Here is a 14245-nt window from a genome sequence, read left to right on the forward strand (position 1 = left end):
CCTGTTCAGGGTATGACCCGGGCCAGGAAGGGCGCCGTCGCGCTGCCCTCCGCCCGGGCCACCCGCTCCGGCGGACCCGACGCCACGATCCGCCCGCCCCGGTCACCCCCGCCGGGGCCCAGGTCGATCACCCAGTCCGCGCCCGCGACCACCGTCATGTCATGCTCGACCACCACGACGGTGTGCCCGGCGTCGACCAGCCCGTGCAGGCGGTCCATCAGCACCTCCACGTCGGCCGGGTGCAGCCCCGTCGTCGGCTCGTCCAGCAGATAGAGGGTGTGCCCGCGCCGCCCACGCTGCAGTTCGCTCGCCAGCTTGATCCGCTGTGCCTCGCCGCCGGACAGTTCGGTCGCCGGCTGCCCGATCCGCAGATAGCCGAGGCCCACGTCGAGCAGGGTACCCAGGCTGCGGGCGGCGGCCGGGATGCCGGCGAAGAACTCCGCCGCGGCCTCCACCGTCAGATCGAGGACCTCGGCGATGTTCCGCCCCCGGTACGCCACTTCGAGGGTCCCGGGGTGGTAGCGGGCGCCGCCGCAGTCCGGGCACGGCGCGTACGTGCTCGGCAGGAACAGCAGCTCGACGCTGACGAACCCCTCGCCCTGGCACGTCTCGCAGCGTCCCCCCGCCACGTTGAAGGAGAAGCGGCCGACGCCGTACCCGCGCGCCCGCGCCTCCTCCGTCTCGGCGAACACCTTGCGTACGACGTCGAACAGGCCGGTGTAGGTGGCCAGGTTGGACCGCGGGGTGCGCCCGATCGGCTTCTGGTCGACCCGGACCAGCCGGTCCACCCCCGCCAGCTCCTCCGTCAACTCACCGATGAGTGTGGACTTTCCGGAGCCGGAGACCCCGGTGACGGCGGTGAAGGCGCCGAGCGGGAACTCGGCCGTCACCGCGCGCAGGTTGTGCCGGGTCACCGGACCCACCGTCAACCAGCCTCGCGGCTCGCGGACCGCACGCGCCGGTCCCGGTGACTCGTCGAAGAGGAAAGCGGCCGTCGCCGACTCCTCGACCGACGCCAGCTCGGCCGGCGGCCCGCTGTACAGCACCCGTCCGCCGTGCTCGCCCGCGCCGGGGCCCACGTCCACCAGCCAGTCGGCGCCGCGCACCACCTCCAGATGGTGCTCCACCACGAACACCGAGTTGCCCGCGGCCTTCAGCCGGTCCAGCACGGTCAGCAGCGCCTCGGTGTCCGCCGGGTGCAGGCCCGCGGACGGCTCGTCCAGGACGTAGACGACGCCGAACAGTCCGGAGCGCAGCTGCGTGGCCAGCCGCAGGCGTTGCAGCTCGCCGGCCGAGAGGGTGGGGGTGGAGCGGTCGAGGCTGAGGTAGCCGAGGCCCAGTTCGACCACCGGCGCGATCCGGGATCTCAGGTCCTCGGTGAGGACCCGCGCGGTCTCGGAGCGGCCGGCCGGCAGTGCGGCCAGGTCCGTCAGCGGCAGCGCGGCCAGTTCGGCGACGGTCCGGCCGCCGAAGGTCACCGCGAGCGCCTCGGGCCGCAGCCGGCTGCCCCCGCACACCGCGCAGGGCGCGCTGGTCAGGAACCGTTCCGCCTTCGCCCGCAGCGACGCGGACCTGGTGTCCGAGAAGGTCTTCAGCACATACCGGCGGGCACTCATGTACGTGCCCTGGTACGGCCGTTGGATACGGTCGGCATCCCGCACCGGGTGGACGGTGACGACCGGCTGCTCGTCCGTGAACAGGATCCACTCCCGCTCCCGCGCGGGCAGCTCGCGCCAGGGCCGGTCCACGTCGTGGCCGAGCGCGTCGAGGATGTCCCGCAGGTTCTTGCCCTGCCAGGCACCGGGCCAGGCGGCGATGGCGCCCTCGCGGATGGACAGCGAGGGGTCCGGCACCAGCAGCTCCTCGGAGGTGTGGTGCACCCGGCCCAGTCCGTGGCACTCCGGGCAGGCCCCGGCCGCCGTGTTCGGTGAGAACGCGTCCGAGTCGAGCCGCTCGGCGCCCGCCGGATACTCCCCGGCGCGGGAGAACAGCATGCGCAGCGAGTTGGAGAGAGTCGTGACCGTGCCCACCGAGGAGCGGGAGGAAGGAGCCGAGCGGCGCTGCTGCAGCGAGACCGCGGGCGGCAGCCCGGCGATCTCCCCGACTTTCGGCGCCCCGACCTGGTGGATCAGCCTGCGCGCGTACGGCGCGACCGACTCGAAGTACCGCCGCTGCGCCTCGGCGTAGATCGTGCCGAACGCCAGGGACGACTTCCCCGAGCCGGACACGCCGGTGAACACGGCCAGTACGTCCCGCGGGATGTCCACGTCGACGCCCTTGAGGTTGTGCTCACGGGCTCCGCGTACGCGGACGTAGGGATCGTGCGGGTCGTGGGGGCTGTGCATGGGGGAAACCCTAGCCGCCCCCGTACGCTACGACTGCGGCGGGTTGTCCCGGTTCGGGCGGGTGCCGAACTCGTCCCTCACCTTGTCCTGCGCGGCGTCGACCTGCGACTGGTACTTGTCACCGGTGCGCTGGTCGATGTAGTCGCCGCCCTTGTCGATGCCCTTGTCGGCCATGTCCTCATGGCCCTTGAGCATTCCCTTGATCTTGTCCATGAAGGACATGGCCGCCCTCCTCGTCGCTTGCGGTTTCCCCTCCCAGGGTCACCGGCTCCGGCCGGGTTCGCATCCCGAGCCCGTCAGCGGCCCGGCGCGACCAGCGCGGCCAGGCGCCGAAAGGAATCCAGCAGCGCCGTACGGTCGTAACTGCTGGTAGTGACGAGAACCTCGTCCGCCCCCGTCTCCTTCAGCACCGTCTCCAGCTCATGCGCGACCTGCTCGCCGGTCCCGGCGATGTGACCGGCGAGCGAGGCCTCGTAGAAGCCGCGTTCCTTCGCGGTCATCCGCCGGGCCTCGATCTCCTCGGCCGGAGCGAGCGGCGGGAAGGTGCCGTGGGTGCGGGAGTACGCCATCGACCAGGCCTCCGGGACCAGCAGCCGCCGCGCCTCCTCCTCGCTGCCGGCGACGGCGACCGTGCCGGAGATCACGACGTACGGCTCGGACGCCCAGGGGGAGGGGCGGAACAGCGAACGGTACTGGTCGACGCCGCGCAGCAGCTTGTCCCGGCCCCGCAGATCGCCGATCACCATCGGCAGTCCGGCACGCGCCGCGATCCGCGCGCCCTCGCCCATGGCCAGCACGAACGGCGGCACCCGCAGCCCTTCCGCGGGGCGTGCCCGCACCCCCGTCGGTGAGGTGCCCGCGAACCAGCCGAGCAGCTCGCCGAGCTGTGCCGCGAAGTCCCCGGCGTCCTCCTTGTCCCGGCCGAGCGCTCTGCGCACCCCGTCGGTGAAGCCCACGGAACGCCCGAGCCCCATGTCGATCCGGCCGGGGAACAGGGACTCCAGGACGCCGAACTGCTCGGCGACGACGAGGGACTGGTGGTTGGGCAGCATCACACCGCCGGTGCCGACCCGGATGGTACGGGTCGCGGAGGCGACCGCGGCGGCGAGCACGGTCGGCGCGGAGCCGGCGACGCCGGGTACGCCGTGGTGCTCGGACACCCAGAAGCGGTGGTAGCCGAGCGCCTCCGCCTCCCGCGCCAGTGCGACGGTGTCCCGCAGCGCCCCGGCGGGCGGATGCCCCTCCCGGGCGCGGGAACGGTCGAGGACGGAGAACGGGGTCCGCGCGATCGCTGTACTGCTCACGCAGCATTCAACAGCCTGACGGCCGGATGATTCCCGGGGCGGTCCGGCGTCCGTCCCGAAGAGCCTGGCTAAGGTGACCCTGTGACCGACAGCAACGGACGTCCGCTTGCCGTGTTCGACCTCGACAACACCCTGGCCGACACCGCTCACCGGCAGCACTTCCTGGAGAGCCGGCCGCGGGAGTGGGGCGCGTTCTTCGCCGCCGCGCCCGCCGATCCGCCGCTCGCCGAGGGAGTGGCGCTGGCGGTGGAGAGCGCCCGGGAGTGCGAGGTCGTCTATCTCACGGGCCGGCCCGAGCGGTACCGCCGGGACACCCTGCAGTGGCTCGCGCACCACGGGCTGCCGGAGGGGCGGGTGCACATGCGGAGCAACGCCGACCGCAGGCCGGCCCGCTTCACCAAGCTGGAGATCCTGCGCCGGCTCGCGTGGGACCGGGAGGTGCGGGTCCTGGTGGACGACGACGAGCTGGTCTGCGACGACGCCGAACGTGCCGGGTTCACCGTGGTGCGGGCCCGCTGGGCCGCCAAGTCCGCCGCACTGGAGGAGGCGCAGGAACGCGAAGGACGTACCTGACGGCTCGGTGACCGCCCTCAGTCGCCGTCCTCGATGCGGAAACCCACCTTCAGGCCGACCTGGTAGTGCTCGATCCGCCCGTTCTCGATCTGGCCCCGGACCTGCGTCACCTCGAACCAGTCCAGATTGCGCAGGGTCTGGTCGGCACGGGCGATGCCGTTGCGGATGGCCTGGTCGACGCCCTCGTGCGAGGTGCCGACGATCTCGGTGACCCGGTAGGTGTGGTTCGACATGCGGGTGCTCCTCTCGTGTCAGCCGTACTCCACGGTGCCGCATCCACACCCGGACCGCACGGCGGGCCTCCGCCGGGATCACCGGGGAACCACCCCGGACGTGCGACTCACCGCACCCCGCTCAGCGACAGCGCGAAGCGGCCCTGTGCGTCCGTCCACCAGTGAGTCAACTCCAGTCCGGCTGCGGCCAGTTCGGCCGTCACGCCTTCCTTGCGGAACTTCGCCGACACCTCGGTGCGCAGCTCCTCGCCCGCCGCGAAGTCCACGGCGAGGTCCAGCGCGGGCACTTTCACGGTCTGCGCCGTACGGGAGCGCAGCCGCATCTCGATCCATTCCCGCTCGGCGTCCCACAGCGCCACATGGTCGAAGGCGTCCGGGTCGAAGTCGGCACCCAGCTCGCGGTCGACGACGGCCAGCACATTCTTGTTGAACGCGGCCGTCACTCCGGCCGCGTCGTCGTACGCCCGGACCAGCACCCGTTCGTCCTTGACCAGGTCCGTGCCGAGCAGCAGCCCGTCGCCGGGCGCGAGCAGCGTGCGCACGGAGGCCAGGAACCGCGCACGTTCGTCGGGCAGCAGGTTGCCGATCGTGCCGCCGAGGAAGACCAGCAGCCGCGGCCCGGGGGTGGCGGGCAGGGTCAGCGGGGCGGTGAAGTCGGCGATCAGCGCGTGCACGGCGAGGTCCGGGTGGTCCGCGACCAGCGCCTTCCCGGCCTGGGTGAGGGCGCTCTCGCTGACGTCGACCGGGACGTACGCCGCAGGGGCGAGCGCGTCGAGGAGGTAGCGGGTCTTCTCCGAGGAGCCCGAGCCGAGTTCGACCAGCGTGCGGGCCCCGCTGGCCGCGGCGATCTCGCCGGACCGGGTGGCGAGGATCTCCCGCTCGGCGCGGGTGGGGTAGTACTCGGGCAGCTCGGTGATCTGCTCGAACAGCTCGCTGCCGCGGGCGTCGTAGAACCACTTGGGCGGCAGCCACTTGGGGCTGACGGTGAGGCCGTGCAGGACGTCGGCGCGCAGGGCGGCGTCCGTCGCGTCCTCGGGGAGGGTGCGGGTGACAAGCAAGGGGCTCACGTACAGGGCTCCTTCGTTGGTGCGGACGCCGGATCCTCCAGCGGTGCGAGCAGCACGCCGGCGCGGCTTGCGGTGAGCACGGTGCGGTCGGGGACTTCCTGCCAGAGCGGATCGTCGTCGTACGGCTCGGAGGCGACGACCGTGCTCCGGCCCGGCTCCGTGCGGTACCAGAGGCTGTCGCCCCAGGCGGTGGCGGCGATCGTCGCGCCGTCGGTCAGCAGCAGGTTGAGCCGGGAGGCGGGGGCCGCCCCGGCCAGCCGGCGAACGGTGTCACCGAGGGCCTGGTCCGGTTCGTCACCGCACCTCAGCCGGTGCAGGACCAGCGCCCAGACGAACGCCGAGTCGGTACGGGCCTGCAGTGACAGCAGCTCGACCGGGGGCAGCGCGGACACCAGCGGCGCCGCAGAGTCGGGCCAGCCCGCGAGGGCGCCGTTGTGACTGAACAGCCACCGGCCCGACGCGAAGGGCGCCGCGGCGGCCTCGGCGTCCGCGCCCGCGAGCGTCGCATCCCGTACGGCCGCCAGAACGGCGCCGGAACGCACCACGCGGGCCAGGTCGGCGAAGGACAGGTCCGCCCAGATCGGCCCGGCACGCCGGTAGCGCGCCGGCGCCGGATCGTCCGGGGCGAACCAACCGACCCCGAAACCATCGGCGTTGACGGTCCCGTAGCGCTGCCGCCGGGGCGCCCACGCCTGGCGCAGCAGGCTGTGCTCGGGCTCCACGAGGATCCGGCCGAGCGGTACCTCGGGCCCCAGATAGGCCAGATGGCGGCACATCAGACGGCCTCCGAGCGGGCGGTGCGGAACCCGGAGAAGATCTGCCGCCGGACCGGGTAGTCCCAGTTGCGGAACGTGCCCCGGCAGGCCACCGGGTCCACCGCGAACGAACCGCCGCGCAGCACCTTGTGGCCGGAGCCGAAGAACACCTCCGAGTACTCCTTGTACGGGAAGGCCTGGAATCCCGGGTAGGGCAGGAAGTCGCTCGCCGTCCACTCCCACACGTCACCGATCAACTGCCGTATGCCGAGCGGGGACGCACCGGCGGGGTAGCTGCCGACGGGGGCGGGCCCGAGATGCCGCTGGCCCAGGTTGGCGTGTTCCGGCGCCGGGTCCGCGTCACCCCACGGATAGCGCGTCGAGCGGCCGGTGGCCGGGTCGTGCCGGGCGGCCTTCTCCCACTCCGCCTCGGTGGGCAGCCGGCGCCCGGCCCAGCGGGCGTAGGCGTCGGCCTCGTACCAGCACACGTGCAGCACCGGCTCGTCGGGCGGGACCGCCTCGGTCACCCCGAAGCGGCGGCGCAGCCAGCGGTCGCCGTCCCGGCGCCAGAACAGCGGGGCCGTGATGGCGTGCTGCCTGATGTGGGCCCAGCCCTCCGGGGTCCACCAGCGCTCGGTGTCATAGCCGCCGTCCTCGATGAACGCCTGGTACGCCGCGTTCGTCACCGGGATGGTGTCGATCCAGAACGGCGCCACCTCCCGGGCGTGCGCCGGGCGTTCGTTGTCCAGCGCCCACGGCTCCGCCGAGGTGCCCATGGTGAACGGGCCGCCGGGCACCAGGACTTCGGCGGGACCGGTGAACAGCGGAGCCGGTTCGGGATCCGGTGCGGTGAGCGCCTGCGGGCCCTTCCTGAGCTGATGGGTGATCAGCATCGTTTCATCGTGCTGCTGTTCGTGCTGGGCGATCATCCCGAAGGCGAAACCGGCCTCGGTCAGCCGGGTGCCGTGGAAGTCCGCCTTCTCCAGCAGGTCCATGACCCGCCCGCGCACCTCGGCCGCGTAGTGGCGGGCCTCGGCGGGCGGCAGCAGCGGCAGCGCGGGACGCTCGGCGCGCGGATGCTCGAAGGCGTCGTAGAGGCTGTCGATCCCGGGGCGCATGGCGTCCCGGCCGCCGACCGCCCGCAGCAGCCACAGCTCCTCCTGGTTGCCGATGTGCGCGAGGTCCCACACCAGCGGGGACATCAGCGGCGAGTGCTGGGCGGTGAGGTCCGGGTCCTCGACGCAGCTGGTCAGCAGCGTGGTGCGGGCACGGGCGGTGGTCAGCGAGGCCAGTGCGCGCTCCCGCAGCGCCTCGGTGTCCCCCTCCGTCGTCTCCGGCGTCCCTGCCGTCGCGGTGCCGGTCTCGGGGGCGGTCATGTGCGGATGTCCTTCCTCCCGTGGGCGGTGGGGGTACCCCCGGTGCGGCCAGGCCGGGCGGGGGGCGGGTCGCCGCCGTCCAGCCGGTCCAGCAGGTCGTGGGCCGGACAGCGGCCCCGGGCGACATAGCGGTCCCGGTACGCGGCCACCGCGGCCGTCACCTCGGCGCTGGCGCCGAGCCGGGGCAGCGCCTCCAGCGCCGCCGCGAAGCACAGGTCGGCGGCCTCGCGCAGTTCCGGGTCGGTGAGCCCGCGCCGGGCCGCGTCGGTCCACAGCGGGTTGTGCGGGGCGGGCAGGTTCAGGGCCCGCTCCCCGAGGGGTTTCACGCTCCGGTACGCCGTCTCGGCGGCCTCCGGATCGTCGAACAGTGCCGCCGTCACCGCGAGCGGCACCATCCAGCCGTCGTCGCCGGGCTGTGCGTCGATCATCCGCAGCTCCAGATGGCCGCGCGGCCTCACCGGCGGGAACAGGGTGGTCAGGTGATAGTCGAGGTCCGCCCGGCTGGGCGGCCGGGGCGACCGGGAACGGGTCCACTCCCGGAAGGTGAGCCCCTCGGGCACCTCCCACGGCCCGCTGTCCCGGCGCACACACATCACCGGCGCGTCCAGCACATGCCGGGCCCAGGCGGCCCGTGGGTCGCCGTCCAGCGGGGGAGCGCCCGCGCGGTCGGCGCCGATCTCCATCCACAGCAGCTGCCGGGTGGACAGCCAGCCCGTGGGCTCCTGGCCGAGCAGCGGGGAGTTGGCGAACGCGGCCACCAGGACAGCCCCCAGCGTATGGGCCAGCCACCAGCGCCGCTCGTGCCCGAGCGGGCCGGGTTCCTCATGGCCGGCGTCCACGCAGACCTGCACGGAGGCGGAGGTGCACATCATGTGGCGGCCCGCCGGGCCGGTGCGGTCCAGGCAGGTCTCCATCGCGTCGTAGCGCGGCTCGTGCAGGAACCTGCGGGGGGTGTGCCAGGGGTCGTGGCCGATGCCGACCAGACCGAGACCGTGCTCGGCGAGGACGGCGCGGACGCTGCCCAGGTCGGCGGAGACGGTGCCGACGCACTCCATCAGGGAGGCGGCGGGCGGCGAGCTCAGCTCCAGCTGGCCGCCGGGTTCCACGGTGAGCGGCGACCGCAGGGGCACGGCCCGCAGCGCGGTGTACGCCGCTCTCAGTCGTTCGGGTGTCACGGGGAGCTGCGGCATCCGCAGCTCATGGATGAGCCACTCCAGCTCCACACCCAGGGCGCGCGGTGGCCCGGTCTTGAAGCAGATGCCCCGGACCAGGGCCTCCACCTCGGCTTCGGTGACGGCGGTGCGGTGCTCCGTACAGTCACCACCGTCACTCCGTGAATCGGACATGTCGGGATCCTCCTGAGATTCCACCATGCCACCGGCCCGGTGTGTTCCTCGGGCCGGGCAGGCGCGCGTTCCACCCAAGACCCTCGGGCCGATTCGCACAAGGGTGCCCCGGCCGATGTTCCGGATAGGTCATCTCCGTTTCCATGGGCGTTTCCGGGCTGTTCCGGGCGGTTCCGGGGAGGGGAAACTCCGTTGCACTGCCTCACCAGCATCACCCAGGATGCGTGCATGAGCACGACGGGGGAGACCGCGCGGGCCGCGGTCGCGGCGCCCACGGGGGTGGCGCCGTGAGCGCGCGCCTGCGCGGGATCGCCGCGGAGACGGAAGCGATCGTGGCGGCGGGCGGGTACCGTGCGCCGGACGGCCGGGAGGTGTCCCTCGCGGCGGAGATCGAGGCCGCGCGGTGCGGCACGCGGATGTTCGGTCCGGAACCGGTTTCCGTGTCACAGAGCGCCGGTGTCGACGCGGTGTGCGAGGTCACCGGGGAGAGCAGTCTGGAGGCCGCCCGCCGGCTGGCCGGTGCCCCGGTCGCCGTACTGAACTTCGCGTCCGCCCGCAATCCGGGCGGCGGCTACCTCAACGGCGCGCAGGCCCAGGAGGAGGCCCTGTGCCGTGCCTCCGCGCTGTACACCTGCCTGCTGACGGCCCGCTCCTTCTACGACCATCACCGCGCCCACCGCGACCCGTTCTACACGGACCGGGTGATCCACTCACCTGCCGTCCCGGTCTTCCGTGACGACCGGGGCCGGCTGCTGGCCGAGCCGTACCGCGCCGGCTTTCTGACCGCTGCCGCCCCCAACGCGGGCGTCGTACGGCGTACGGAACCGGAGCGCGCCGCCGAGCTGCCGGACGCCCTGGCGGTACGGGCCGAGCGGGTGCTGCAGACGGCCGCCGCCCACGGCTATCGCCGCCTGGTGCTCGGCGCCTGGGGCTGCGGCGTGTTCCAGAACGACCCGGTGCAGGTCGCGGGGGCGTTCCGGGTACTGCTCGGCCCCGGCGGCCGGTTCGCCCGGACCTTCGAGCACGTGGTGTTCGGGGTGCTGGACCGGACGCCGGGGGCGGTGGTGCGGGAGGCGTTCACGCGGGCGTTCCCCTGAGGGCCGGCCGGGCCGACGCGTCGTACGGCGGTCAGGTCCAGCCGTAGCGCTCGTGCAGCCGCTGCCGGACGAGGTTGAACCGCATCCGGTCCAGCGCGCACGCCTCACGGCGCATGCCCTCCTCGTGCAGCCGCAGCACCCGGTCCACGTCCACCCAGGAGTCCCGGCCGGTCCGGTCCCACGGGCCGCTGCCGATCGCCACCCACTCCCGGTCGCCGTCGTGCCGCTTGCTGGACAGCTGTACGGCGAGAAACGTCCCGGCCGTCTCCCGGGCGACGACCAGCACCGGGCGGTCCTTGCCCCGGCCGTCGTTCTCCTCGAACGGCACCCAGGTCCACACGATCTCGCCGGGGTCCGGGTCGCCGTCGTGGGCCGGGGAGTACTCGGTGCGGACCCGGCCGACCTCGCGCGGGTCGGCCTCGGTGGTCGCGTGGGGGCTGTAGCGGCCGGGGACGTTCTCATCGGTAAACGTGGTCACGCAGGCACCCTAATGGGCCGCACAGGGAGCGCAAGGGGCGCCCGCCGTGCGCGCGTTGTGCCGGCCGGCGGTGACCGACGGCTGCGCTGGTGCCCTGTGCGGCGGTCCGCAGCCGAGGCAGTGTCACCGGCCCCGGGTGCGCCGCCGGTCGACTGTCTGTCAGGGCGTGTGGCGTGGCCGGCGCGGGTGGTCAGCCGTCGGGGCGGGTGCCGATCCGCATGCCCGGGCGGCGCTGATGCACGGTCACGTACGTCAGCCCCGCCTCACCGGCGATGATGCTGCGCGGCGCCCCGTGCGGCAGCCAGACCAGGGCGCCCTCGGCGAGCGGCTCGGGCTCGTCGGTGTGGCCCGTGCCGAGCAGGCCGCCCCCGGCCACGACCAGAACCATCACATCCAGCTGCTGTTCGGTGTGGGCCGTGATCCGGTCGCCCGGAGCGAGCCGGACCACGTTGGCGTCGAGCTGCCGTCCGCTCTCGGCCAGTTTCCACAGCACTCCGCCCGCCACCGGCGGAGCCTCGGCCAGCGCCCGGGTGTCGCACAGCACGCGTGCCTCCGCCGCGGTGCGGCCGGCCGGCCCGGTGTCGATCGCGGACCGCGACGTCATCTGGTGATCCTCTCGGCTGTTGCGCGTCCCGGGACGTCCCGTCCGTGGATGTCCCGTCCGTGGATGTCCCTGGATACCGGTACCCACTGCCTTGTCCTGACCACCCTACAATTTATACATGTAGGGTTCGTAAAAAATAACCGCAGGTGGGAAAGGGCGTCCGGACATGACCGCACGGAAGAGCCCGCGCCGCCGAGAGGTGCTGGACGTACTGCGCGCCGCACCCTCGCCGCTCGGCGTCGCCGAGACGGCCGAGCGGATCGGCGTCCACCCCAACACGGTGCGCTTCCACCTGGACGCCCTGGTGGCCGAAGGCCTGGTCGAGCGCCGGGCCGAGGTGTCCTCCGGGCCCGGCCGGCCCCGCACCGTCTACACCGCGCGTCCGGGTATGGACCGCGGCGGCACGCGTGACTACCGGCTCCTGGCCCGCATCCTGCTCAGCCGGTGGGCGTCCGCCGACCCGGCGACGGCGCGCACGGAGGCGATGGAGACGGGCCGGGCGTGGGGCGGTTTCCTCGTGGAGCCGCCACCGCCGTTCGAGGAGCCGACGGCCGGTCGTTCGGTGGCCGCGCTTCTCGCGCTGCTGAGCGAGCTGGGCTTCGCGCCGCGGCCGGAAGGAGCGGACGGGACCGGCGGGCCGCCCCGGCGGATCCGGTTGCGGCACTGCCCCTTCCTGGAACTCGCCGAGGAACACGCGCAGGTGGTGTGCCCGCTCCATCTGGGCCTGATGCAGGGCGCGTTGGCCCGGCTGGACGCCCCGCTGACGGCGACCGGCCTGGAACCCTTCGCGGACCCCGACTCCTGCGTGGCCCACTTGGCCGAGACCACCGCCGTCTAGGCCCTGTCGTCGAGGAATCACCCCCACCGAACCCCGCCGCCGTCCGCGGCGGAGAAAGGCCCCACCGATGAACGCCACGTCCGCCGCCACCGCGAGCGCGGTCACCTTCGTCTGGCTCGGCATGGTGCTGGCGATCTCCTTCCTGGAGGCACCGCTGAAGTTCCGCGCACCGGGCGTGACCATCCCCGTCGGCCTGGGCATAGGCCGGCTGGTCTTCCGCGCACTGAACGCCGCGGAAGCGGTGCTGGCCGTGGTCGTGATCGCCGCGCTCGCCGTGGGCGGGGCCCCGGCCGGGATCACGGCTCTGACCGCGGTCGTCGCGGTGCTGCTCCTCGCGCAGCTGGCCGTCGTCCGGCCCTCCCTCAACCGCCGGTCCGACCGGATCCTCGCGGGGGAGGAACTGCCCCGTTCCCGCAGCCACTTCTGGTACGTGGGGCTGGAGATCCTCAAGGTCGCGGCCCTGATCGCCCTGGGAGTCGGCCTGCTCGCGGTGTGACGGCGCAGGGTCGCCGACCGGGGACCGCAAGGGCGTTCCGGCGCTCCTCTCCGCCTCCGCCGTTGCCGCCGCGAAGGACCGCTGACGCCGCCGCACGTTCAGCTGGGCGAAAGCTGACCGATCGCCCATGAGACCGGCGTCAGACGGCCCGCGGTGCAGGGGCGGCCTCGGGTGGCCACCGTTCGTACCAGCGCAGCTCCGCCTCCATCTGGGCGGCGACGGACACCAGCAGCGGTTCGCTGTGGGCGGGCCCGAGCAGCTGCGCGCCCACCGGCAGACCGTCACCGACGAAGCCGGCGGGCACGTTGACACCGGGCCAGCCCAGCACGTTCCACGGCCAGGCGTACGGGCAGGCGGCGATCATCGCGCGATCCGTGGCCAGCCCGCGCCGCAGCCGGTACAGGGCGCCGATCCGGGGCGGGGGAGTGGCCGTCGTGGGCGCGAGGATCACGTCGTAACGCGCGAAGAACCCGCCGATACGGCGGTGCAGCACCGCCTCCGCGCGCCGGGCCGCCCGCAGCGGTGCCCCGCCGAGCAGCCGGCCGAGCCGGGCCGCGTCCCGGGTGCGCGGGTCGAGCAGCGCCGGGTCGGGCGCCTCACGGACCCAGTCGGCGATACCGGCGGTGGCGCGCGGCACGAAGGTCAGCCCGATCTGCCCGTACGGTGGATCGGCCTCCTCGACGTCGTGCCCCAACGCCGCCAGTCTCCCGGCGAGTTCGACGACCCGGGCACGGATCTCCGGGTGCAGCCGGGCCGGTACGGCGGTGAACGGCGGCTTGAGGGACAGGGCGACGCGCAGCCGGCCCGGGTCGCGGCCGACCGCGTCCGCCACGGTCAGCGCGGGCGGCCGGTGCGGGTCCCGGTCGTGGTTGCCGCTCGCCGCGTCCAGCAGCAGGGCCGCGTCGGCGACGGTCCGGGCGAGGGTGCCGTTGACCGTGATGCCGTGGAAGGACTCGCCGCGTGGCCAGGTCGAGATACGGCCGCGCTGCGGCTTGATGCCGATCAGGCCGGTCCACGAGGCCGGGATGCGCACCGATCCCGCGCCGTCCGAGCCGAGCGCGGCGGGCACGAGTCCGGCGGCGACGGCGGCTGCCGAACCCCCGGACGAGCCCCCGGGTGTGTACCCGGTGTGCCAGGGGTTGCGGGTGTCGCCGAACGCCGCTCCCTCGGTGAACGGCCACTGTCCCAGCTCGCACGTGTTCGTCTTGCCGACGATCACGGCACCGGCCGCGCGCAGCCGCCGTACCGCCTCCCCGTCCTCGGCGACCGCGGGGAACTCGCCCGCGCAGCCGAACGCGGTCGGCTCGCCGGCCACGTCCATGTCGTCCTTCACCGCCACCGGCACCCCGAGCAGCGGGCGCCGCGCCCCGGCGGCCAGCTCCCGGTCGGCGGCGTCGGCTTCGGCGAGCGCGGCCTCGGCCCGCACGATCCGGAAGGCGTTCAGCGTCCCCTGCGCGGCCTCGATCCGGCTCAGCGCCTCCTCCACCAGCGCACGGGAGCTCACCTCTCCCTCGGCGAGCGCACGCCGGGACTCCACCAGTCCGGCGCAGTGGTCGTGCGGCATGGGCGACCTCCGGGAGACTCCGGGGAACGATGTCTACTGAACGGTAACGTCAGAAGGGTGCGGTCGTACGGGTTTCGCACGGATGTCTACGACGCGCTCGCCCGTGTGCCGGCGGTTCCGGGGCGTGGTCTGCGGGCGCCGACGGTCCCTTCGGCCGCTGGGCAGCCCG

At 73.6% G+C, this 14245-nt stretch carries 15 protein-coding genes; 4 read left to right on the top strand and 11 right to left on the bottom strand.

Annotated features, from left to right (window positions below; translation table 11 throughout):
- Positions 1 to 5: 5 nt before the first annotated feature.
- The 3 genes from ABZ624_RS23475 to ABZ624_RS23485 all read right to left on the bottom strand — a co-directional run bounded on the left by ABZ624_RS23475 (position 6) and on the right by ABZ624_RS23485 (position 3649).
- The gene (locus ABZ624_RS23475; RefSeq protein WP_360092154.1) at positions 6 to 2345 is read right to left on the bottom strand and encodes an excinuclease ABC subunit UvrA; all 2340 of its coding nucleotides are present in this window, start codon (positions 2343 to 2345) and stop codon (positions 6 to 8) included.
- A gap of 27 nt (positions 2346 to 2372) precedes the next feature.
- The gene (locus tag ABZ624_RS23480) at positions 2373 to 2567 is read right to left on the bottom strand and encodes an antitoxin (protein WP_360092157.1); all 195 of its coding nucleotides are present in this window, start codon (positions 2565 to 2567) and stop codon (positions 2373 to 2375) included.
- 74 nt (positions 2568 to 2641) lie between these two features.
- Positions 2642 to 3649 carry an LLM class flavin-dependent oxidoreductase gene (locus tag ABZ624_RS23485; RefSeq protein WP_360092160.1) on the bottom strand — a complete coding sequence of 336 codons (1008 nt, stop codon included), beginning with the start codon at positions 3647 to 3649 and terminating at the stop codon, positions 2642 to 2644.
- An 81-nt stretch (positions 3650 to 3730) separates the two neighbouring features.
- Between ABZ624_RS23485 and ABZ624_RS23490 the strand changes: the two genes are divergently transcribed.
- Positions 3731 to 4222 carry a hypothetical protein gene (locus tag ABZ624_RS23490; protein WP_360092163.1) on the top strand — a complete coding sequence of 164 codons (492 nt, stop codon included), beginning with the start codon at positions 3731 to 3733 and terminating at the stop codon, positions 4220 to 4222.
- Between the two features lie 17 nt (positions 4223 to 4239).
- On the opposite strand, the gene ABZ624_RS23495 is transcribed toward ABZ624_RS23490, so the two are convergent.
- The 5 genes from ABZ624_RS23495 to egtA all read right to left on the bottom strand — a co-directional run bounded on the left by ABZ624_RS23495 (position 4240) and on the right by egtA (position 8999).
- Entirely contained in the window at positions 4240 to 4455 is a 216-nt protein-coding gene (locus ABZ624_RS23495; protein WP_067043298.1) for a dodecin, read from the bottom strand.
- A gap of 107 nt (positions 4456 to 4562) precedes the next feature.
- Positions 4563 to 5522 (bottom strand): L-histidine N(alpha)-methyltransferase, encoded by a 960-nt coding sequence (egtD, locus tag ABZ624_RS23500; protein ID WP_360092166.1) that lies wholly within the window; start codon positions 5520 to 5522, stop codon positions 4563 to 4565.
- Positions 5519 to 6298, bottom strand: a complete 780-nt coding sequence (gene egtC / locus ABZ624_RS23505; RefSeq protein ID WP_360092169.1) for an ergothioneine biosynthesis protein EgtC — start codon at positions 6296 to 6298, stop codon at positions 5519 to 5521. Before egtC ends, egtD begins: the two co-directional genes overlap by 4 nt.
- Positions 6298 to 7653, bottom strand: a complete 1356-nt coding sequence (gene egtB, locus ABZ624_RS23510) for an ergothioneine biosynthesis protein EgtB (RefSeq protein ID WP_360092172.1) — start codon at positions 7651 to 7653, stop codon at positions 6298 to 6300. The genes egtC and egtB overlap by 1 nt, the downstream gene beginning before the upstream one ends.
- Positions 7650 to 8999, bottom strand: a complete 1350-nt coding sequence (gene egtA, locus ABZ624_RS23515) for an ergothioneine biosynthesis glutamate--cysteine ligase EgtA (RefSeq protein WP_360092175.1) — start codon at positions 8997 to 8999, stop codon at positions 7650 to 7652. Before egtA ends, egtB begins: the two co-directional genes overlap by 4 nt.
- A gap of 287 nt (positions 9000 to 9286) precedes the next feature.
- On the opposite strand from egtA, the gene ABZ624_RS23520 reads away from it, so the two are divergent.
- Positions 9287 to 10096: a TIGR02452 family protein gene (locus ABZ624_RS23520; protein WP_360092178.1), complete on the top strand. Its 810-nt coding sequence runs from the start codon at positions 9287 to 9289 to the stop codon at positions 10094 to 10096.
- 31 nt (positions 10097 to 10127) lie between these two features.
- Here the strand turns inward: ABZ624_RS23520 and ABZ624_RS23525 are convergent, their stop codons facing one another.
- The gene (locus ABZ624_RS23525) at positions 10128 to 10574 is read right to left on the bottom strand and encodes a type II toxin-antitoxin system PemK/MazF family toxin (protein ID WP_360092181.1); all 447 of its coding nucleotides are present in this window, start codon (positions 10572 to 10574) and stop codon (positions 10128 to 10130) included.
- A gap of 190 nt (positions 10575 to 10764) precedes the next feature.
- The gene (locus ABZ624_RS23530; RefSeq protein WP_360092184.1) at positions 10765 to 11178 is read right to left on the bottom strand and encodes a hypothetical protein; all 414 of its coding nucleotides are present in this window, start codon (positions 11176 to 11178) and stop codon (positions 10765 to 10767) included.
- 166 nt (positions 11179 to 11344) lie between these two features.
- Here ABZ624_RS23530 and ABZ624_RS23535 point away from each other — a divergent pair, with 166 nt between their 5' ends.
- Together ABZ624_RS23535 and ABZ624_RS23540 are read left to right on the top strand one after the other, a co-directional pair.
- On the top strand, positions 11345 to 12016 hold the full coding sequence (locus ABZ624_RS23535; RefSeq protein WP_360092187.1) for a helix-turn-helix domain-containing protein: 672 nt from the start codon (positions 11345 to 11347) through the stop codon (positions 12014 to 12016).
- A gap of 67 nt (positions 12017 to 12083) precedes the next feature.
- Positions 12084 to 12512, top strand: coding sequence for a hypothetical protein (locus tag ABZ624_RS23540; protein ID WP_360092190.1), 429 nt, complete (start codon positions 12084 to 12086; stop codon positions 12510 to 12512).
- A gap of 139 nt (positions 12513 to 12651) precedes the next feature.
- On the opposite strand, the gene ABZ624_RS23545 is transcribed toward ABZ624_RS23540, so the two are convergent.
- Complete coding sequence (locus ABZ624_RS23545; RefSeq protein WP_360092193.1) at positions 12652 to 14076, bottom strand: amidase; 1425 nt, start codon at positions 14074 to 14076, stop codon at positions 12652 to 12654.
- Positions 14077 to 14245 lie beyond the last annotated feature (169 nt).

The sequence above is a fragment of the Streptomyces sp. NPDC007205 genome (assembly GCF_040634095.1).
Taxonomy (GTDB): Bacteria; Actinomycetota; Actinomycetes; order Streptomycetales; family Streptomycetaceae; genus Streptomyces.